16 protein-coding genes and 1 pseudogene are annotated in these 22,043 nt (G+C 40.5%); 12 read left to right on the forward strand and 5 right to left on the reverse strand.

Annotated features, from left to right (window positions below; all coding sequences use genetic code 11):
- Positions 1-80: 80 nt before the first annotated feature.
- Together A0O21_RS02430 and A0O21_RS10600 are read right to left on the reverse strand one after the other, a co-directional pair.
- Positions 81-809 (reverse strand): DUF554 domain-containing protein, encoded by a 729-nt coding sequence (locus A0O21_RS02430; protein ID WP_067060688.1) that lies wholly within the window; start codon positions 807-809, stop codon positions 81-83.
- Between the two features lie 152 nt (positions 810-961).
- Positions 962-1,914 (reverse strand): annotated as a pseudogene (locus tag A0O21_RS10600) (IS30 family transposase).
- A gap of 322 nt (positions 1,915-2,236) precedes the next feature.
- On the opposite strand from A0O21_RS10600, the gene A0O21_RS02450 reads away from it, so the two are divergent.
- From A0O21_RS02450 to A0O21_RS02460, 3 genes are all read left to right on the forward strand, one after another.
- Positions 2,237-3,088: a PRD domain-containing protein gene (locus A0O21_RS02450; RefSeq protein WP_067060691.1), complete on the forward strand. Its 852-nt coding sequence runs from the start codon at positions 2,237-2,239 to the stop codon at positions 3,086-3,088.
- A 73-nt stretch (positions 3,089-3,161) separates the two neighbouring features.
- Positions 3,162-4,568, forward strand: a complete 1,407-nt coding sequence (locus tag A0O21_RS02455) for a PTS transporter subunit EIIC (protein WP_067060692.1) — start codon at positions 3,162-3,164, stop codon at positions 4,566-4,568.
- On the forward strand, positions 4,568-5,317 hold the full coding sequence (locus tag A0O21_RS02460) for a ChbG/HpnK family deacetylase (protein WP_067060694.1): 750 nt from the start codon (positions 4,568-4,570) through the stop codon (positions 5,315-5,317). The genes A0O21_RS02455 and A0O21_RS02460 overlap by 1 nt, the downstream gene beginning before the upstream one ends.
- A gap of 190 nt (positions 5,318-5,507) precedes the next feature.
- Here A0O21_RS02460 and A0O21_RS02465 read toward each other — a convergent pair whose 3' ends face one another.
- The gene (locus A0O21_RS02465) at positions 5,508-6,593 is read right to left on the reverse strand and encodes a M24 family metallopeptidase (protein ID WP_067060697.1); all 1,086 of its coding nucleotides are present in this window, start codon (positions 6,591-6,593) and stop codon (positions 5,508-5,510) included.
- A gap of 219 nt (positions 6,594-6,812) precedes the next feature.
- Here A0O21_RS02465 and ccpA point away from each other — a divergent pair, with 219 nt between their 5' ends.
- The 9 genes from ccpA to A0O21_RS02510 all read left to right on the forward strand — a co-directional run bounded on the left by ccpA (position 6,813) and on the right by A0O21_RS02510 (position 19,210).
- A complete protein-coding gene (gene ccpA, locus A0O21_RS02470; RefSeq protein WP_067060701.1) occupies positions 6,813-7,814 on the forward strand; it encodes a catabolite control protein A in 1,002 nt (333 codons plus the stop codon).
- 93 nt (positions 7,815-7,907) lie between these two features.
- Positions 7,908-9,374, forward strand: a complete 1,467-nt coding sequence (locus A0O21_RS02475) for an alpha-amylase (RefSeq protein WP_067060703.1) — start codon at positions 7,908-7,910, stop codon at positions 9,372-9,374.
- A 377-nt stretch (positions 9,375-9,751) separates the two neighbouring features.
- Positions 9,752-10,750, forward strand: a complete 999-nt coding sequence (locus A0O21_RS02480; protein ID WP_067060713.1) for an LTA glycolipid anchor biosynthesis glycosyltransferase, IagA/BgsA family — start codon at positions 9,752-9,754, stop codon at positions 10,748-10,750.
- Position 10,751: 1 nt separating this feature from the next.
- On the forward strand, positions 10,752-12,095 hold the full coding sequence (locus A0O21_RS02485) for a glycosyltransferase family 4 protein (protein ID WP_067060716.1): 1,344 nt from the start codon (positions 10,752-10,754) through the stop codon (positions 12,093-12,095).
- Positions 12,096-13,338: 1,243 nt separating this feature from the next.
- A complete protein-coding gene (thrS, locus tag A0O21_RS02490) occupies positions 13,339-15,294 on the forward strand; it encodes a threonine--tRNA ligase (RefSeq protein ID WP_067060719.1) in 1,956 nt (651 codons plus the stop codon).
- 143 nt (positions 15,295-15,437) lie between these two features.
- The gene (locus A0O21_RS02495) at positions 15,438-16,313 is read left to right on the forward strand and encodes a DUF3114 domain-containing protein (protein ID WP_067060721.1); all 876 of its coding nucleotides are present in this window, start codon (positions 15,438-15,440) and stop codon (positions 16,311-16,313) included.
- Positions 16,314-16,453: 140 nt separating this feature from the next.
- Complete coding sequence (locus A0O21_RS02500; protein ID WP_067060722.1) at positions 16,454-17,134, forward strand: response regulator transcription factor; 681 nt, start codon at positions 16,454-16,456, stop codon at positions 17,132-17,134.
- 589 nt (positions 17,135-17,723) lie between these two features.
- Positions 17,724-18,320 carry a PepSY domain-containing protein gene (locus A0O21_RS02505; protein WP_082854398.1) on the forward strand — a complete coding sequence of 199 codons (597 nt, stop codon included), beginning with the start codon at positions 17,724-17,726 and terminating at the stop codon, positions 18,318-18,320.
- Positions 18,321-18,343: 23 nt separating this feature from the next.
- Entirely contained in the window at positions 18,344-19,210 is an 867-nt protein-coding gene (locus tag A0O21_RS02510) for an Rgg/GadR/MutR family transcriptional regulator (protein WP_067060727.1), read from the forward strand.
- 118 nt (positions 19,211-19,328) lie between these two features.
- On the opposite strand, the gene A0O21_RS02515 is transcribed toward A0O21_RS02510, so the two are convergent.
- Both A0O21_RS02515 and A0O21_RS02520 read right to left on the reverse strand, forming a co-directional pair.
- A complete protein-coding gene (locus A0O21_RS02515; RefSeq protein WP_067060741.1) occupies positions 19,329-20,570 on the reverse strand; it encodes an MFS transporter in 1,242 nt (413 codons plus the stop codon).
- 271 nt (positions 20,571-20,841) lie between these two features.
- Complete coding sequence (locus A0O21_RS02520; RefSeq protein WP_227806882.1) at positions 20,842-21,639, reverse strand: class I SAM-dependent methyltransferase; 798 nt, start codon at positions 21,637-21,639, stop codon at positions 20,842-20,844.
- Positions 21,640-22,043 lie beyond the last annotated feature (404 nt).

The following is a 22,043-nucleotide window of genomic DNA, read 5'->3' on the forward strand; positions in this document are numbered from 1 at the left end:
CGCTCTTTTCTTACAACCTACAAATATGTTCTTACCCCTATCATAGCATTTTCATAAAAAACTTGCTAGCTTTGCTATTATTATAAAAACGGTAAAATAAACTGGATCCAAATAAAGGATAAAGGCATGACGAGTACCATAGCCGGAATCATATCGGCAATAGGGAACATTCTCAGTCTAGCTATTCGAAAACCCGTCGCCAGCATAAGAAAGCCGCCGCAGGCTTTAAAATCAGCAATCATATCAGGAGTCGTCAGAGGCATAATGAAAACTGCCAGATAGAAAAGACAGCTGAGAATGATAAACTGCGGGATAGCAATCAGTGAGACGACATAGCCTAAATTACAGGCAAAGATAGCAGCGGTAAAGAAGTCTAATATAGATTTTGAAATAAGGATAGTGGAATCGCCTGTTATTCCCGCCTCCAAACTGCCGTAAATACCGGTGCCGCTGGCACAAAAAAGCACAATAATTGTTAGCAGGCTGGCGAGGTAGTCTTCCTGTGAAAAGGCTGAATGGCCATTTGAAACTAATTTTGCCATACTGCGCTGCATCAGTGCACCGCCTTTGTTAATCCAGTCACCGATGTGGAGAGCAAGCCCAATCCCTGTTCCGATAACAAGGGCAAAAATGACTGCAGGCATATATTTCATCAGTCCGATAGATGATATACCCATTCCCATTGAACAGACGCCGAAAATCAAATTGATTTGTGTTTTAAAATTCTCAGAAAACTTATTTCCAACGAGACCGCCTAGCAGTCCTCCTAAAACAACAGATAAAGAATTAATTATAACACCGGTAGGCATGCCGTTTCCTCCTTGATATATTTATCATTATTTTATCACGAAATCTTTAAAAAACAATACGAAATAAGCATAGGCTTTCCTCCAAAATTTGATTTGCAAAACGAAGGATTCATTAAAAAATTCATTAAAAAATGCCAAATTTCAAGTCCAAATTAGCCATTTTGCAAAAATTCTCTAGGAGATTTATAATCCAGCACTTTTTTAGGATAGTTGTTGATCCAATTTTCAATAAATGCGACTTGTTGTTGAGTCGCATTTTTGCTTCCCTTAGGTAACCAACGCCTAATGAGTCTATTGTGGTTCTCATTAGTTCCTCTCTCTCAAGAAGAATAGGGGTGAGCGTAATAAATATGCTCAGGATCAAAAACATCAGATAGACGGCTAAACTCCGTTCCGTTATCCGCTGTGATTGAGTTAATCTGATACTCTTGTAAGATAGTTCTCAAAGCTTGATTAACCGAATCAGCTGATTTATCAGGAATGAGTCGGATAATTTGATAGCGGCTTTTTCTGTCCGTTAAGGTTAATAAACACTCGTTTTTAGCTCGTGTCTGAATAACCGTATCAATCTCAAAATCACCGCTATTGTCACGCTTATTAATGCTTTCTGGTCGTTGCTCAATTGATTTTCCAGCAGCTTTAAAGTTAGGGCTGGCTTGTTTCTTCCTAACTCTCTCTTTGCGAGGATAAAGCAGGTTAGCTTTGGTCACCCCTAATTGTCCATGATGAATTCAGTAATAGATTGTTGAGATAGAAACAGGAATACCTTTGGCTTTTACCATCATTTCAGGAGAGTATTTCTGTTTCATGTAGTGAACAATCTTTTCTTTAATTTCCCCAGTTAGGGAGAACTGTTTCACAGAATGCTTACGATGTTTTTCATAGCTTTTCTGTGAAAGTCAGCTGAGTAACTCATTTCAAACTTCCCTTTACGCACCTGTTGTCTAACTTGCCCTCGCTTGACTTCGTTGTTAATGGTTTGAGGAGCTTTAGCTAATCTTCTAGCGATTTCACGATTGGAGTGCCCTTCTTTGAGCCAGCACTCACTATTTCTACGGTCTGCTAGTGTTAAATGTTTGCCTTTTGGTGTATAATAGTCTTGCATCTCAGAGTCCTTCTAATTGTTTTTGTGGTGATTACAATTATATCTCTCTGAGATGTTTTTTGATACACTCAACTGACTAACTTCATTTTAGAACTTTCAATTCATTAAAAAATAGTGATTAAATACAGAAAAATAAAAAAAGTCTTGACAACGCTTTCACATTGGTGTAGTATAAGAGTATAACTAAATAAGGATTGTAACTCTTCGTTGAGGCATTACCGCAAAACATTTCAGTAAAGGGGTGTGGTGTGTCTTCGGAGAGTTTTTTTTGCAGTCCGGGAGAAAGTCCCGCAGTTAAAAAGAGGTTGAAGGTAGACAGAAAATGAAGGTTATTAAAAAGATTAATAACAATGTTGCTGCATGTGTAGATGATAATGGTAAAGATTTAATTGCTTTTGGGCGCGGAATCGGCTTTCCCAGAACACCGTATCAGTTAAATGATTTATCAAAGATTGATATGACATTTTATAAGCTGGATCCGCACTTCCAGATACTATTAGATGAAATTCCTGAAGATTTAATGCTGCTCAGTGTAGAAATTGTTCAAAAAGCTCAGAAGAAACTAGCTGGCAGGCTCAGCCCGACTCTGGTTTTCAGTCTGGCCGATCATATTCAGTTTGCGGTTAAGCGTCTGAAGGAGTTCAAGGAAATGAAAATTCTTTTTTCACAAGATATTGCTCAGCTCTATCCTAAAGAGACCAAGCTGGCAGAAGAAGCCTTAAGTATCATTAATGCTTCACTGAATCTTACCCTCCCTCACAGCGAAGTTACCAATATTGCTATGCACTTTATCAACAGCCGGACAGATGTCACGATTGACGAGGAAGCGCAGGCTGTTGAGGAACGGATTGAAATCATAACTCAGCTTATTGAACAGCAGCTAAACATTGTGATTGACCGTGATGAATTTAATTACCAGCGTTTTCAGGCTCATATCCGCTATTATTTGAAGCGCCTGAGTTCAGGTGAAACTTTTATTGACGGTAATAAAGCTATTTTACAGCATTTACGTGCAGCACAGCCCGCTGTCTACCAAGCTGCTGTAGCCATCATGGACTATATCCGGCAGACTCAGGATATAGTTCAATCTGATGATGAGTTACTTTACCTTATGGTGCATCTCAATAGGTTATACGAGAAAAGCGGCGGGAGAGCAGCCGCCAATCATGATTAAATCATCTTTTTTTAACCGTGTTTTCCTTGGCTGATGACCTGAGAGTAAAACATTAATAGAAATGGAGAAGAAAATGACTGATAATAATAAATTAATGGCTGAAAAAATTCTTGCGGCTGTCGGCGGCAAAGAAAATATCAGCAATGCAACCCATTGTATGACACGTTTGCGGTTGAATTTAAAAGATACATCAATTCCCAAAAAAGATGACTTAATGGCTATTCAAGGTATTATTGCAGTTGTTGAGTCCGGCGGGCAGTATCAGATTGTTATCGGGCAAAATGTTGCTAAAGTTTATCCAGAATTTACCCGGCTAGCAGGCTTGATAGCTGAAAAGCCGATTGATGAAAATTTAGACCAGCCGAAGGAGAAACTGACCTTAAAAAGCATAGGCTCCCGTCTGATGAATTACCTGTCCGGTTCAATGACGCCGCTAATTCCTGCCTTGATCGGGGCGGCCATGTTTAAGACGATTCAGGTCGTTATCGGGCCGGATTTGCTTCACCTGGTTTCTGCCCAAGATGATACTTATCTTTTGTGCGGTTTTGTCTACAGTGCTTTCTTCTATTTTCTGCCTATTTTCTTAGGTTTTACAGCAGCAAGAAAGCTGGGAGCCAGCCAGCTGCTGGGGGCCATGCTGGGGGCTCTCCTTTTAGTTCCTGATTTTACAGCGTTAAATGGACAGACTTTTCATATTTATGGCTTTTTGTCTACCAAAGTTTATGATTATTCACAGTCTATTCTGCCCATTATTTTGACCGTATGGGTGATGACTTATGTTGAACGGTTTTTCAAAAGAATCGTACCGGATGTTTTATCCACTATCTTCGTTCCTTTTTTAACGCTTTTAATCACGGTTCCGATTGAATTAATTGCTTTAGCGCCGCTGGGAAATATCCTTGGTGATTTTATCGGCCGAGGACTGATTGGTTTTGGAGATTTTGGCGGTTTTATTGCGATAGCGCTTGTCGCAGCACTGTGGGAATTCTTAGTCATGACCGGCATGCATCAGGTGTTAATCCTTTTTGCTATTGCAGGTATTGCACAAAATGGCTATGATAACTTTGTTACAGTAGCTGGCTTTGCTGCAACATGGGCAGCTTTTGGCATGGCTTTTGGTGCCTTTATCAAAATTCGCAATAAAGAACAAAAGGCAACGGCCTTCGGGGCTTTTGTATCAGGTATATTAGGCGGGGTGACTGAACCTGCTCTGTATGGTATCGGTATGCGCTATAAACGCCCATTTATTGCTTTAGCTATAGGCGGAGGGCTTGGTGGTCTTTATGCCGGTCTGACCGGTGTTGCCAACTATTTGATGGGGGCGTCTAATTTTCTGTCTGTCCTCGGATTTGTTGGCGGCGGAACAACGAATATCATCAATGGCTGTATCGGATCTTTCATTGCCTTCTCTGCTACAGCCCTGTTAACTTACTTTATCGGTTTTGAAAAAGAGAGTGAAGCTTTGAAAGAAGGGAAATAATGAAAAAAATTCTTTTACGTGCAGATGACCTCGGTTATTCTGAGGCGGTTAATTATGGGATTGAAAAGTCGGTCAAGGAAGGGCTGATTTCGAGCCTTGGTGTTATGGTCAATATGCCGGCCACCCAGCACGGTGTTGATTTAATCAAAGACTGTGATTTGGCACTTGGCGTACATACTAACATTTGTGCAGGTAAGCCTTTAACGAATCCTGAGCTTATTCCAAGTCTGGTTGATGAGAATGGTGCGTTTAAATCATCGAAAGTATACCGTTCTGCTGAGGAAGATTTTGTTGTCTTTGAGGAAGCGGTCTTGGAAATTGAAGCACAGTACCATCGTTTTGTAGAACTTTTCGGCCGGCAGCCGGACTACTTCGAAGGGCATGCGGTAGCTTCAGACAATTTCTTTAAAGGATTGGAGCATGTAGCAGATAAATACCATTTGAAATATTCCGGTTTTTCTATGGGAGGGGCTCCCCTTAAGATAGGCCAGTCACAGGTTCAGTTCAATATGGAATCGATGGCGCCAGATTACAATCCTTTTGATATGCTAAAACGTATGGTGACAAAGGCAGATGAAAAAGTGATCCAGCTGGCTGTTTTTCACCCCGGTTATCTTGATGATGACATTCTAACGCACTCCAGCCTAACCATTCCTCGAACACAAGAAGTTGCTGTGCTAACAAGCCCTGATGTCAAACAATGGCTTAGCCAGCAAGACGTTGAACTGATTGATTATCGAGAGTTATAAAAAGTATCAACAATATTTTAAAAGTGATAATCTGTCTTATTTCTGAAAAATGGGTGTAGGGCTTGCATATCACTTGACTTAAACAGAAAAAGGCAGGGAGTTTCCCTGCCTTTATTGCTGCACCTCGCTTTGCCTCAGCCTTTAAACCATTTTTACAGCTGTTTAATCAAGAGCACCCCAGTTTTCATGCTTACCCTTCAAAGTAAAGCAATTCTTTTGGTGTTTGTGTAAAGACTTCAAAGCCAGATTTTGTGACATGGCCGCAATCTTCAATACGTACCCCAACTTTTCCAGGAATGTAGATACCAGGTTCAACTGAAAAGCACATGCCTTCTTGAATTTCCAACTCATTTCCTTCCATAATGGAAGGAAACTCGTGCACTGCCATACCAAGGCCATGTCCGAGACGGTGGTTGAAGTAGTCACCATAGCCTGCTTTTTTAATAACGTTTCGAGCTGCAGCATCTACTTCAGCAGCAGTGACACCGGGCTTGATAAACTCTTGGGCAGTTAGTTGTGCTTCTAAACAAAGTTTGTAGATGTCTTTTTTGAAATCATCGGGATTGCCGACAGCCACTGTGCGCGTCATGTCACTGGTATAACCCAGTGTTTCGACTCCCAAATCAAAAAGCAAAAGCGCATCGTTCTCAATTTTATTTCTACCAGGGATACCATGTGGGTTGGCGGCATTGTTTCCGGTCAAAACCATTGTGTCAAAACTCATCTTACTAATGCCCTGTTTTTTCATTTCAAATTCAATTGCCGCAACGATATCTGTTTCTGTAGCCTCCAGTGAAATGTGCTCAAAGCCTATTTGAACCGCTTTGTCCGCAAACTGACCGGCTGTCATCATTTTTTCAATCTCATCTTGTAATTTGATGAGACGCATCTTCTGAATCTGAGGTGTCAGGTTTTGAAAATGTCCCTCAAAGACTGTTTGCAGGCCTTGGAATTTTGTCACATTAAGATGATCAAATTCGGCCAGAACAATTTGTCCAGCTGTTGAGGGCAAAGCATTTTTCAGTATCTGCCAAGGATTTTCAGAATCATCATACCCGATAACTGTAACATCTGAAATCTGACTGGCGCGTACAGTTTCAAGAGCCGGCAGGAAAAGAACCGGCTGCCGGTCACTGTATACAAAGAGAAACATTTGCCGTTCGTGCGGATCGCAGTAAAAACCTGTTAAATAATTGACGGTTACAGGATCAGACAAGACGGCAATATCAGCCTTTTTGTCATGGAGATAAGAACGGATTTGATCTAATTTTGTCATTAAAGTAACCTTCTTCTGATAGAATAAACGGAGAAGATAAGCTGCTGCAAAGAGTTATCTTTTTATCTATTTTTTCAAAAAAGAAAGGAAAAATCAAGTGTATTTAAAATGCTTTTTTGAAAACTTTTTCAAAAAAGGTTATTAGAGCTTGAAAGTGTTTCCAAAAGGTGTTAAAATAACATTGAAAGCGTCATTTTCAAATAGAAAGGAAGAAGTCTAATGAACACAGATGATACAATCACAATTTACGATGTTGCACGAGAAGCCGGTGTTTCAATGGCTACAGTCAGCCGTGTTGTTAATGGGAATAAGAATGTCAAAGAAAATACCCGAAAAAAAGTCCTCGAAGTTATTGACCGTCTGGATTATCGTCCTAATGCCGTTGCCCGCGGTTTGGCCAGTAAGAAGACGACAACTGTCGGTGTTGTGATTCCTAATATTGCTAATAATTATTTTTCCATTCTTGCTAAAGGGATTGACGATATTGCAGCTATGTACAAATATAATATCGTTTTAGCTTCAAGTGACGAAGACGACGATAAAGAAGTGAATGTGGTCAATACACTGTTTGCTAAACAGGTAGACGGCATTATTTTTATGGGACACCATTTGACAGAAAAAATTCGGGCAGAATTTTCTCGTTCACGGACACCGATTGTCCTTGCGGGCACTGTTGACTTGGAACACCAGCTGCCTAGTGTCAATATCGATTACAAACAGGCCGCAACTGATCTTGTCGATATCTTGGCCAAGAGGCACAGCAACATTGCTTTTGTTTCCGGACCTTTGATTGATGATATCAATGGAAAAGTCCGTTTGGCTGGTTATAGAGAAGGGCTTAAGAAAAATCAACTGGACTTCAAAGAAGGTTTGGTTTTTGAAGCTAAGTATAATTATAAAGAGGGTTACGACCTGGCTCAGCGTGTTATCAATTCCGGAGCTACCGCTGCAATAGTGGCTGAAGATGAATTGGCTGCCGGTCTTTTGAACGGTCTGTTTGCTGCTGGGCGAAAGGTACCGGAAGATTTTGAAATCATGACCAGCAATGATTCGCCGATCACCCAGTATACTCGACCTAACCTCAGCTCAATCAGCCAGCCGGTTTATGACTTAGGTGCTGTCAGTATGAGAATGCTGACCAAAATCATGAATAAGGAAGAACTGGAAGAAAAAGAAATTTTACTCAATCATGGCATAACTGAACGAGGGACAACCCGGTAAGTGCAGCATATTTCTGTTTGTCAGCTGAATTCAGGCATCAAGTGGGTTAAACCTGCACTGAGCAACTCATTAAAGAAAGAGCAGATGACTTAAATGGTAAATGAAACGATGATGCAGGCTTTTGAGTGGTATCTGCCTGCAGATGGGGGACATTGGCGCCGTCTGCAGGAGGACTTGCCTCTTTTTCAAAAATTAGGACTGACTAAAATCTGGCTGCCGCCGGCTTTTAAGGGGACAAGTGCAGATGATGTCGGTTATGGTGTCTATGACTTATTTGATCTGGGAGAATTTGATCAAAACGGTACTGTCAGGACAAAATACGGCAGTAAAGAAGATTATCTGGCTCTTGTTGAGTCTTTGAAACAAGCTGGCATTATGCCGATTGCTGATATTGTGCTGAATCATAAGGCCAATGGAGACAAGAAGGAGCGGTTTTCCGTCCTCAGGATGGATCCGGACAACCGTCAGAACCCGCTGTCTCAACCCTTTGAAATTGAAGCCTGGACTGAGTTTACCTTTCCCGGACGGCACGGCACTTATAATGATTTCAATTGGCATTGGTACCATTTTACAGGGGTAGATTATGACGCCCTGCATGATGAAACAGGGATCTATCTTATCTTGGGAGATAACAAAGGCTGGGCGGATCAAAGCCGTATCGATAATGAAAATGGCAATTTTGATTATCTGATGTATGATGACCTTGATTTTAAACATCCAGAAGTGGTTAATCATCTGAAAGACTGGGCGGGCTGGTTTTTAACAGCAACTCAGATAGGAGGTTTCCGGCTGGATGCGGTTAAGCATATTGACTCGGAGTTCATGGCTGATTTTATTCAATATATCCGCACGTCTATCAATCCTGATCTTTATGTTTTTGGGGAGTATTGGAAAAATGATGCGGGTATGACGCAGGACTATCTTGAACAGGTGGGAGAAACATTCAGTTTGGTCGATGTCGTCCTGCATATGAATTTTTATGAAGCCGGGCAAAAAGGCAGCCAGTTTAATCTTTCTGCAGTTCTTGATGGCAGCCTGATGCAGGCAAATCCTGATTTAGCGGTTACTTTTGTGGATAATCACGATTCACAGCGAGGACAGGCTTTAGAGTCAACGGTAGAGGAATGGTTCAAGCCTCTGGCTTATGCGCTGATTCTTTTGCGCCAGCAAGGTCTGCCTTGTATTTTTTACGGTGATTATTTCGGTATTTCAGGAGATTTTGCCCAGCAGGATTTTCGCCAGCTTCTGGATAAGTTAACGTTTTTACGGCAGTATTATGTCTACGGTGAGCAGGTGGATTATTTCGATCATCCTAACTGTATTGCCTGGACCTGTTTAGGCAGTGAAGAGCATCCGCACGGTTTGGCTGTTTTACTCAGTAACAGTGACAAGGGATGGAAGAACGTTAATATGGGAACGTTCAATCAAGGCAAAGTCTTTATTGACTATTTGGGGAACTGCCCTGATGAGGTGGTAATCGGTCAGGACGGTTGGGCCGAATTTCCAGTCGAAGCAGGTTCTGTTTCTGCTTGGCTAGATAAAGACAGCCTGATAAACTGAACACGCTCTAAAATCCTAGTGAAAAAGATGGCTGACATCGTGATGCTTAGGCATCACTTGCCCTCCCCTATTTTCATACGGATTTTTTCACGGGTTTTGTATCTTGATGAACTGAACACGCCCTAAGAGCTGTGCAAAAAAGATAAATTTCCTATTTTTGCTTTGCTCTTTTCACGGGCTTTGTATCTTGATGAACTGAACACGCCCTAAGAGCTGTGCAAAAAAGATAAAATTTCCTAGAGTCTTAGTGACTCTTCGTCAATTTTCCTATTTTTGCTTTGCTCTTTTAACGGGCTTTGTATCTTGTTATCGGCCTTAGGGCTGATTTTTTTGTTCTCTTGCTGAAAATTTATGAAAAATGAGATATAATAAGGATTATGAAGGTTTTACTGTATCTAGAGGCTGAGAATTATTTGCGAAAATCAGGTATCGGCCGAGCAATTAAGCATCAAAAGCGGGCTCTTGACTTAGTCGGTCAGGCTTACACAACGGATCCTGATGAAGACTACGATCTGGTTCATATTAATACTTACGGATTTAAGAGCTGGCGTCTAATGAGTAAGGCCCAAAAAGCTGGTAAAAAGGTCATTATGCATGGGCATTCAACTGAAGAAGATTTTCGTGATTCTTTTATTGGTTCCAATTTGCTGGCCCCTTTATTTAGAAGGCATCTCTGCCATTTTTACCGTAAGGCAGATGCAATTATTACTCCTACAGTTTATTCAAAGGCTTTAATAGAGGGCTACGGCATCAATAAGCCCATTTATGCTGTTTCTAATGGTATTGACCTGTCACGCTACACAAAGGATAAGGAAAAAGAAAAAGCCTTTAGAGATTATTTTGGTTTATCAGCCGATCAGAAGGTTGTGATGTGTGCAGGGCTTTATTTTATCCGCAAGGGAATAGATGAATTTGTTCAGGTCGCCGAAGCGATGCCGGATGTCCGTTTTATTTGGTTCGGTGAGACAAATAAGCTGGTTATTCCGCAGCGGGTTCGCCGGATTGTTGCCAAAAAACATCCTGATAATGTGACTTTTGCCGGCTATATTAAAGGGGATGTTTTTGAAGGGGCAATGAGCGGAAGCGATGCCTTCTTTTTCCCCAGCCGTGAAGAAACTGAAGGGATTGTTGTCCTTGAAGCTTTAGCCAGCCGCCAGCAGCTGGTTTTGCGCGATATTCCTGTTTATCAGGGCTGGCTGGATAAGAGTGAAGCGGAGTTTGCCAGCGATGTTTCTGGTTTTGTAGCTGCCCTGCGGTTTGTTTTAGGCGGCAGCAATGACAAGCCCCAAAAAGGGTATGCAGTTGCCGAGAGCCGCAGTTTGGACAGGGTAGGCCGGCAGCTTGTTGAAGTTTATGAAAAAGTAATGGAGTTATAAGATGCGAATAGGTCTTTTTACGGATACGTATTTTCCGCAGGTTTCAGGTGTGGCAACCAGTATCCGGACGCTAAAAGAAGAGTTGGAAAAAGAAGGGCATGAGGTTTATATTTTTACTTCGACGGACCGGAATGTGAAACGTTTTGAGGATCCGACTATTATCCGTCTGCCGAGTGTTCCTTTTATTTCCTTTACGGATCGCCGTATTGTCTATAGGGGGCTAATTTCTTCCTACAAAATCGCTAAAGCCTATCAGCTGGACTTGATTCACACTCAGACAGAGTTTAGTTTAGGTTTGCTGGGGAAGCTGGTTGCTGCTGCTCTGCATATCCCTGTGATCCATACCTACCATACCCAGTATGAGGATTATGTCGGTTATATTGCTAAAGGCCGATTGGTTAAGCCAGGTATGGTCAAGTATATTGTCCGCGGTTACCTGAGTGATTTAGATGGCGTTATTTGTCCATCACGAATTGTTTACAATCTCTTAGAAAGTTATAATGTAAAAATTCCTAAGCGGATTATTCCTACTGGTATCAATGTTGAAGAGTATAGGCGGGCAGACATTACATACAGCCAAATCGCTGCTCTGCGGGAAGAATTAGGCATTTCTAAGGATGAGACCATGCTTCTCAGTCTGTCCCGGGTGTCTTATGAAAAGAATATTCAGGCTGTTTTGCAGCAGTTCCCCGCTATTCTGGCGGTTAATCCCCGAGTGAAATTAGTCATTGTAGGCGACGGTCCCTACTTAGAGAAATTACAAGATTTAGCAGAAGAACTGCAGCTTGGACAGTCTGTTCTTTTTACAGGAATGATTTCCCATGATCAGGTAGCGCTCTATTATAAAGCAGCAGATTTTTTTATCAGTGCCTCTACCAGCGAAACACAAGGGTTGACTTATGTGGAAAGTTTAGCCAGCGGCCGGCCGGTGATTGCGCATGGCAACCCTTATCTTGATGATTTGATTACGGATAAAATGTTTGGAACGTTGTTTTATAAAGAGGAAGATTTGGCTGATGCTGTCATCGATGCTATTGTCAGTACACCAGCGATGACTGAAAAAGCCTATGAAGCTAAGATGTATGAGCTTTCAGCCCAGCATTTTGCTAAGTCTGTTTATGCTTTTTACTTGGATGTTCTAATTTCTGAAAAGTTTAAAAAACAAGAGAAGTTTTCCTTAACTGTAAAGAGTGAGCAGAGACCGGCGTCCAGCCGTACTTTCCGTTTGGCTAAGCGTGCTATCAGCCTGCCCAGCAAGGCTGTTAGAGTGACGGCCAAAACATCTGTCAAGGTGGTTAAAGCGCCGGGGAAACTTGTCAGCTCCATTCGGGATTTTTTGAATTAGAGACTTGAAAATTTTAGAAATCATGCTATAATAACAGACGAAGACATGTTAGGCAGTTTATACTCTTTAGAAGTTTGGCAGCGAGCGCTTGATGGTGGAAGAAGTGCAAAGAGTGCTATCTAATACTCCTTCCTTAGTTTTTATGCAAACATAAAAGGGTGGCCACCTTAGAGCCTTAATGAGGTCTGCAGTCTGTTTGTGCTTTTGTAAAAGCTATGCTGAACTGTTAGATAAATAAAGGTGGAACCACGTTGCGACGTCCTTTGCGGGCGCCGTTTTTTTATTTGAGGTGGCAGTACCCTGTTGGAGAAGCTTACCGTCAGTAAAAAACAGCAATATGGTTCAAATTGCTCAGCAGAAGAACTATTGGTCATGATAGGTGATGTTGGTAATGTTATACGTTTAGTTAATGATTAAAAAAGATTTTTATGACGAAAGTCCGTATCAGCTTGATTTAGGCTGACCGGTCTTATCTGGTGGTGTTAGAATGCTTTCAGCAGCTGAGTAATAGTCTCTAAGAAGCTCTTGAGTTGTTCCTGTCTGACAAAGAACAATCGCTGAAAATTAATGATAATAATTGAACACGGCCTAAACGCTGCGGGAAAAAGATAGCCTGACCTCGAATCTTTTTGGATTCATCGGTCAGTCTCCTACTTTCCTTTTGCGTTCTTAACGGCCTTTGTATCTTGGTTTAATTGAACACGGCCTAAGAGATGAGGGAAAAAGCATGGTCAAATATAGAACTGATTTCACAGTTAGCCAGCCGTAAACGTCTGAAGGCTTTGCAGTCTTCACAGCCTGCCGCACCCTTCTAGTCGTTCTGGCAGAGGTGCGCAGACGAAATCACAGATTTCTGGCTTACCGTCAGCCGTAAACGTCTGAAGGCTTTGCAGTCTTCACAGCCTGCCGCACCCTTCTAGTCGTTCTGGCAGAGGTGCGCAGACGAAATCACAGATTTCTGGCTTACCGTCAGCCGTAAACGTCTGAAAGCTTTGCAGTCTTCACAGCCGACCGCAGCTTTCTAGTCGTTCTGGCAGAGGTGCGCCTACGAAATCACAGATTTCTGGCTTACCGTCATTTTTGCTTTGCTCTTTAAACGGGCTTTGTATCTTGTTGGAATCGAACACGCCCTAAGAGCTGTGCAAAAAAGATAAATTTCCTTGTTTCTAAAGAAACATCGTCAATTTCCTATTTTTGCTTTGCTCTTTAAACGGGCTTTGTATCTTTATATAAGGAGAATAATATGGTTAAAATCACTTTTCCTGACGGCGCTGTCCGCGAATTTGAATCTGGTGTTACAACTTTTGAAATTGCTCAAAGTATCAGTAATTCACTGGCTAAAAAGGCTTTGGCTGGTAAAGTTAACGGTAAACTAATTGATACGACCCGTGCTATTACTGAAGACGGCAGTATTGAAATCGTGACACCTGACCACGAAGATGCGCTTGCAATTTTACGCCATTCTGCAGCTCATCTTTTTGCTCAGGCGGCTAAACGGCTTTTTCCAGACCTTCATTTAGGAGTCGGTCCGGCTATTGAAGACGGCTTTTACTATGATACCGATAATGAAGATGGACAGATTAGCGATGAAGATTTACCGCGTATTGAAGAAGAGATGCGCAAGATTGTTAAAGAGAACTTCCCCAGTGAGCGTAAAGAAGTTAGCAAAGAGGAAGCGCGGTCTATTTTTAAAGACGATCCTTATAAGCTGGAATTGATTGAAGAGCATTCAGAAGATGATGGCGGTTTAACCATTTACCGCCAAGGGGAATATGTCGACTTGTGCCGCGGTCCTCATGTTCCGTCAACCGGCAGGATTCAGGTGTTTGGCCTGCTCAATGTTGCCGGAGCTTATTGGCGGGGTGACAGCAATAATGCCATGATGCAGCGGGTTTACGGAACGGCTTGGTTTGATAAAAAGGATATGAAAGCCTACCTGAAGCGCCTTCAGGAGGCTAAAGAGCGCGACCACCGTAAGCTTGGAAAAGAACTCGATTTATTTATGATCAGTCAGGAAGTGGGGCAAGGGCTGCCTTTCTGGCTGCCTGACGGTGCGACGGTTCGGCGTATTTTGGAGCGCTATATCATTGATAAAGAACTCGCCTCTGGTTATCAGCATGTTTATACACCGCCTCTGGCTTCTGTAGACCTTTACAAGCAGTCGGGCCACTGGGAGCACTATCAGGAAGATATGTTCCCGACAATGGACATGGGAGATGGTGAAGAATTTGTTCTGCGGCCTATGAATTGTCCGCATCACATTCAGGTTTATAAAAACCAAGTTCACTCCTACCGAGAGCTGCCAATTCGCATTGCTGAGTTAGGAATGATGCACCGCTATGAGAAATCCGGAGCATTGTCAGGTTTACAGCGGGTTCGTGAAATGACACTTAATGATGGGCATATTTTTGTCACTCCGGAACAAATCAGGGAAGAATTTAAGCGGACACTGCAGCTGATTATTGATGTTTATGAAGATTTTGATCTGACTGACTACCGCTTCCGCCTGTCTTACCGTGATCCTAAGGACAAGCATAAATACTACGATAACGATGAAATGTGGGACAATGCCCAGGCTATGCTGAAAGCGGCAATGGACGATATGAGGCTTGACTATTATGAAGCCGAAGGTGAAGCGGCCTTTTATGGTCCAAAACTTGATATTCAAGTAAAAACCGCTCTCGGAAATGAAGAAACACTGTCAACTATTCAGCTGGATTTCTTGCTGCCGGAACGTTTTGAGCTCAGCTATATCGGAGCTGATGGTGAGGAACACCGTCCTGTTATGATCCACCGCGGAGTTATTTCAACGATGGAACGCTTCACAGCTATCCTCATTGAAACGTATAAGGGAGCTTTTCCAACTTGGCTGGCGCCGCATCAAGTTACAGTTATTCCGATTTCAAATGATGTTCATACGGATTATGCCTGGAAAGTAGCTAAAGAACTTCGCGACCGCGGGGTACGGGTGGATGTTGATGACCGCAATGAAAAAATGCAGTACAAGATTCGGCAGAGCCAAACCAAAAAAATTCCTTATCAGCTGATTGTCGGTGACAGAGAAATGGCAGAGGGAACAGTCAATGTCCGCCGATATGGTAGCAAGCAGACTCATACGGAAACAGTGGCTGAATTTACACAAACGATTCTGGCTGACATTGCCCGTTATTCACGTCCGCTTGAAGAAAATAAGGAATAAAACAGAAGCGGGGCAGGCTAATTCCCAGCCGCTCAATCAAGTTTTAGTTTGTCTGTTGCACAGGCGCAAGCTATCCGGCATCATTTTGATCGCTTTTTCAAAGTTTTAAAATGTCTGCCGGATCTTGCTGTGGTGGGGGTGAAATGTTAATCGGTGATCAGAAATTTTTAGCTTTTTGGCAGAAGAGCAGTATCAATCTGACTCAAAAATCTGCCCGCTTCTTATTAAAAGAGCTGCTCCAGCTGGCAGCAATGCCTGCAGAACTCAGCGGTAGCATTGAAGAAACAGAAGGACTTCTGTCTTCTTTTGATGATGCTCTGACGCCCGACCATGTTTTTTGGCAGGATTTGTCATCTGTTGTACAGCGGGCTTTTCCCAAAGAAACGCTGAGCCAATCGGATGACGAACTCGCACATCAAATACACCAATTTCGTTATGTTATTTCGGCTTATCAGGCGCAGTGGGTTCGCCGTCATTTCCCTGCAGCTACAGATAGGGAATCGCTCCTAAGTTATCTGAGACCCAAAAGAATGAAACGCTTTTGGCGCCGGCGTTTTGATTTTAACTTAGGCGAATCTTCCCGCCTGCATAATAAATTGCCGCGGAAAACCAAGGAAGTCACTCTACCAGTCAATCTTAAGATTGTTATGGGTTTCCATACAGAGTTCATCCTTGACAGCCAAGGAAATTTTGCCAATGAACTTGATCCTCAGGGAATGACACTCAATGGCTTGGTTAACGGTGCCAGCTTTAATTATGCTAACAGGAACGACCATCGTCACAGAGAACTGGATGTCTTTCCAGTTAAGGTTCACGATCCTTTGTTTCGCAGGCAGGTTCTTGCTAATGCCGGCGACCCTTTTCGGGCTCCTAAGATGATTTACAGCCGCTGGCACAGTCTTTGGGATGTGAGTTATATGAATAAAAAAGGTCATTATGCCAGAAAGGGCAAATCTGCCAAACAGGAAGTAACAGCTCTCAGACGAGCCTTTGTTAAAAATTTACGGCAGAATACATGACAGGTTTAAACTGGCAAAAACAGGCAGCATACCCTTTTGGCGCTGTTTTTTATCCAGCCCTATTTTCCTTAATCGAGGGAAGGCAGTGAAAAGCAGTAATCCTATTTCCAATAGATAGTCTTAAAGAAAAGAGGAAGGCAATGGCTAAAGTTTATGTAGCCGGTTGTGAAGAAAAAATACAGGATCTGCTGGCTTTTTTTCTGCGTGAAGAGGGGATGGAAGTTGAGACCTTTGCTGCAAGAGATGAGTTACTTGAGCATTTGATAAAATCAGAAGCAGACCTTCTGATTTTGGATAGCGCAATCGCTGATAAGGACGGCTTTGAGCTGATAAAAACAATCCGCCGGCATCATGAACTGCCCATTATTTTGCTGGCGGCACAGGACAGTGATTATGAACTTGTAACTGCCTTTGCAGCCGGTGTAGATGACTATTTTGCTAAGCCCTTTTCTCCGCTTAAACTGACCCTGCAAGCAAAGGCTATCTTATCCCGTCAGTACGGGGCAAACCGCCGGTCGGATAAGCTGATTTATGGAGGGCTGGCTTTATCTCCTAAAAGCCGCTCTGCTTTTTATCAGGGACAGATTATAGAGCTGACTAAGACTGAATTTAAGCTGCTAAAATACCTATTAGAACGTAAGGAAGAAGCTGTAGCACGGAAAGATCTTTTAACAGAAGTCTGGGGTTATGAAGATATCGTTGAGACTCGGGCTGCAGATGATACCGTTAAGCGTCTGCGGAAAAAACTTAAAGCCGCTCAGGCGCCCATTTATATTGAGACAATCTGGGGTTATGGTTTCAAATTGACCAAAAATAATTGAGGTCACTAAATGTTTCGGTACCCTGCCTGATTCAGTCTTTTTTAAGGTGCTGGCTCATTCAGATACTATTTTATAGCAGTCAACCGGCTGGTCTTTTTTGCTTTCAAACCTTGACTGCAGCATTTGCCTTGCTTTAATCAGACTGCCACACTTTTGCCTCATTTTCAACAATCAAAAACCAAGCTTTCGGGCTTGGTTTTTGATATACTAAAAGTAGAGAATAAGGTGCTGCAGCCGGACTAGCTCAGCTGTGCTATCACTTTTTTAAAACATAGTGAATGAATCAGGATGCAAGTGCTGCGATACAAAGAAGCATACTTTCAAATTCTCCTTGCGTTTTTAACGCCCTTTGTATCTTGTTGGAACTGAATACGGGCTCAGCTCTGTGCAAAAAATATGGTTAAGTTTAGACTTGATTTCAAATTGGTCAGCCGTAAACGTCTGAAGGCTTTATCGTCCTAGCGGCCGACCGCAGCCTTCTAATCGTCCTGGCAGAGGTGCGCTGACGAAATCGAAGATTTCTGGCTTACCGTCATTTTTGCTGTGAGCTTTTAATACCCTTTGTATCTTGGTGAAGGAGGTGGTTATTATGAAAAGGCGATTGTTGAAAATCGGTCTTCCGCTTTTAGTAATTATTAGTGTCATTGGCGGGCTTATTTTTGCTTATTTGCGTCCGCACTATAAACTGTCTGCGCAGCAAGCGCAGTCTATTGCTCTAAAGCATGCAGGCTTGACTGCTTCTGATGTCACTTTCAGCTCTACAAAAAGGGACACTGAAAACTTTAGAGCTACCTATGAAGTTGAATTTCATACAAAAGACACAGAATATGACTATACCATCGATGCGGCAGATGGCAGTGTCTTAAGTCATGATTTAGAAACAAAAGGAACTACTGCATCAAGTTCAACAAGTGCTAGCTCGAGCACAGCACCCAGTTCTGATACAAGCTCGGATAAGAGTGATCAGGAACTTACGGCAGATCAGGCCAAAGCAATTGCGCTCACAGATGCCGGTTTAGAAGAGTCTGCTGTTATCAATCTGAAAGTCGAAAAAGAATTTGAGTATAACCGGTCTTACTATGAAGTGGACTTTGACGATCCGGTAGCCGGTTTGGAGTATGATTACGATATCGATTCTGTAAGCGGTGAAATCCTTAAGCGCAGCCAAGAACCGCTCAATGATTAAGATGAGCAGGGAGAAGTATTGTTTTGACAAAATTAGATTCATTTCGTTTAGGAGAGCTTTATAGAGAATTGCGAATAGCTAGAGGCCTAAAAATGAAAGACATTGTTAATAGTGAGTTGTCCCAAGCACAATTATCCAAATTTGAGAATGGTCAAACAATGCTGTCAGCAGATAAATTATTGATTGCAATCTCTGCTATTCATATGAGTTTAGCCGAATTTGAACATGCTTATCATCAATATGAAGATAGTTCCTTTTTTAAACAAGCTAAGCTAATTTTTCAATATCATTCCAGTAAGGATATCAAAGGTCTCGAAGAACTTCTAACAATTTATGCTGACAGTTCTGAGACTTATGATATTTATAATAAACTTAATAGCATTGTTATACACTGTGCTATTCATGACTTAAAGCCAGAACATACCATCTCAGATAGCGATAAAGATTTTATTACAACCTATCTTTATAGTGTTGAAGAGTGGACAGAATATGAATTGTATATATTTGGTAATACTTTACAAGTATTGTCAAATAGCGACATCATATTTCTTGGAAAAGCTTTTACAGAAAGGGACTCGCTATACTTATCAATTCTAAATAATAAATATCGAACTCAGCTAGTCTTGCTAAATATTATTTTTGTGTTGTTAGAAAGAAAGCAGTACTATTATGCTGATTATTTTGTAAAGCATTTAGAAACTATTCTGACTTATCAAGATATGTTTGCAAAGACTGTTCTTATTTTTTTGAAAAAGGTTTTAGATTATCAAGAAGGAAGAGACACTAAGCTGACAGATTTAGAAGATTACATCTGCAATGTTAGGAATTTAGGACACGAAGATGTTGCAGCATTTCTTCAAGATAATATTGATAATTTAATGAAAGATTAAAGAGGCTGGGACAAAGGTCCTGCCTCGTTTTGCTTTTTAGACATATGCGCAGTGGTTGATAAGAATTTCCTATCAACTGTGTGGAGGAGTCGGCACAACAAAACCGAAATTTCGTCATTTATGACGATTTACCGATTTTTGTCCTACCTCTTTTGGTTAGAAACAGACTGATTATTATCAGTAATAGAGCGTAAACAATGAAACTGGAGTAAGCAAGAATCATACTGATAGTTGATATCATCGGAAATATTAAGCTTGTCAATGGGGGGACGATTACTAAAAGAGCATTAACACTTGTAATGATTCCCCCTATTCTTTCTACTGGTGAACGATTGACAACATCTGCAGAAAATCTTGGAGCAACAATCCCCAGTAGGAAGGCAAGGCAGCTATTGGCTAAAAGAATTATCCAAATATTATTAAAAATGAAACCGGCTCCTACTAAAATAATCATCAGATCAGACCAGATATTGATATGAAAAGTCGAATATTTTCTAAAAACTTTTGTGGTTAAACTATTTCCAAAAACCATGGATAAAGTAATCATTCCTGACAAGAGAGAAATTTTAACAGGGTTGCTCAAAAGGGTTAAGTCATTGTTATCCTTGATAAACAGGGCAAATAAAGGGGTTAAACCTCCAAAAAATCCATTGAGCATTGCTAACTGAATTAAATTATTTAATAACATATGATCAGATAGAAAAGAACGTAGATTAGATGTGACAATTGAAAATGTTTTTTCATGTTCAGATGTTTTTATCTTAGTTTCTTGTTTTTTGAGAGACGGCTTAAGTAACAAGTAAAGTAAAGCAACGATTAGAAAAATGAGGGCATTTATCATTGCTAATGAACTTTCTGTACAGACAGTCAGTAACGATGCCCCAATGAAGGTGGCTAAAACAGTAACTAACTGAGTCCCTACGCTGACAAATCCTTGCGCCTCTTCCATGTTCTCTGCTTTAATCAGCGTTTTTGTAAAAGGTGAAAACAATGCTGTTGAGTAATTTCCGCTAATATCGGACAGTAAATTTAAGAAGGAGGCAAATAGAACTAAAATTAAAGTCGGAGGATATCTAAAAATAAATCCTATACCAATATACATAAATGCTCTGAAAAGTGAGCTTCCTATTAAATACCGTAGTTTTTGATTCTGTCGATCGGCTACTGCACCTAAGTATAAACTAATTAGGATAGGAAGCGTCTCTGAGGCTGATACGATCATGACAGCTAAGCTTCCGTTTGGAAGAGAAGTTGCTATTGTTAGCATTGCTGTATAAAATAGCTTATCTCCGATTTTAGATACTAAATTAATACTAGTAAGTTGAACGAAGAGTTTATTTTTTTTTAAAAACTTGAACATTTTTCTATCCTAAAATGAAGGGATTTTTAATAAAAAAGCAAAATTTGATATTGGAAATTTCTTCTATCAAATTTTGCATATAATATTTCAAATTTTATAGAAGGCCCTATCTGATCAGGTGCCTCCAATGCAGATGATAATATATATCATGCAATAATAATAAGACCTTGTGTTGTTGTCATAATACTTCACCTCCTTCATATAGCTTATGTGACTAATTATTACGCAATGATAATGAGACCTTGTTCCGTAGTCATATAATCACCCCCTTTCATTTATTATTGATTTTTGAACATTCAACAATCATATATGGTGCATTAATATTAAAATTTTCATTATTATAATTACCATATACTTTTATGATAGATAACCCTGCTTCAGCAAGTAAATATTTTAATTCATTTAATGAATATAATCTTAAATCAATTGAATAGTTTTTATCTATACCATCAATAATTCTAACCTGTTCAATATTTAAGATGCCTTTTTCTGAATCAAGAACTCGGTTTTCAAGTAAATAGCCAGTTGCAGTGTTGCCAAACCACATACGCTGACTAAGATTTTTTACTAAATAATCTCTATTCGCAAGATGCAAAACAAAGATACCATTGTCTGATAAAAGATTTGTATTTATATTTTTAAAAATATTAATCGTTTTATCGTCTGGTAAATATCCAATTGAACTTTCCATACTGTAAATCAAATCATATTTAATATCAGGTTTAAAAAATTGAACATCAGACAAATATATTTTTCCTAGTGGGAGACTTTTTTGAGCGGTATTTACTGCTTCTGGATTTATATCAACACCATTAATTACGAAACCTTGGTCGCTTAATTTTTTAATATGTCGACCAGTACCACAGCACAAGTCTAAAATATTTAAGCCATTTTTGTGGGTGGTTTTTAAATAGTTATTTTTTAAAAAATCAATTTGCAAATCTAACTCTATATTTAATAATTCTGAATACACCTTTGAGTAAGAGTGATCAAAAAAGTCATTTATAGCATTTGATTGAGCCTTTTCCTTTTCAACGTCTCTTATTTGTTCTAACTTCAAATTTATCACCTCGACTTCTTGCATACATCATATCACGAAAAATATAAAAGTCATCATTTATTCAAATATGAATATAAAATACTGCTAATATTCATATTTGAAACAAGCAAGAATTTGCAGAGGGGTTTGGATTAATTTGTATTTGCAATATGACAGATATTACAATTGTCAATAAAGCTATCTCTATGCTAATTGGGTTTTATTAACACGCCATACAAAAATGGATAAAGAATTTCTAGCTGCAAAAAAATATTATAGAAATAGAAACAAATCTATTTTTAAGTAAATAAAAAGCCCTAAACAAAGGGCTTTACAGTCGAATTTTCCAAGAACATCAACAACCTGTTGCTAAAAAAATATTCTCTGATTCTTAAACTGGAGAAATAGCAGAGCGTATTGCGACTAAGTTTGGT

Origin of the sequence: Streptococcus pantholopis, assembly GCF_001642085.1 — a bacterium.
GTDB lineage: Bacteria > Bacillota > Bacilli > Lactobacillales > Streptococcaceae > Streptococcus > Streptococcus pantholopis.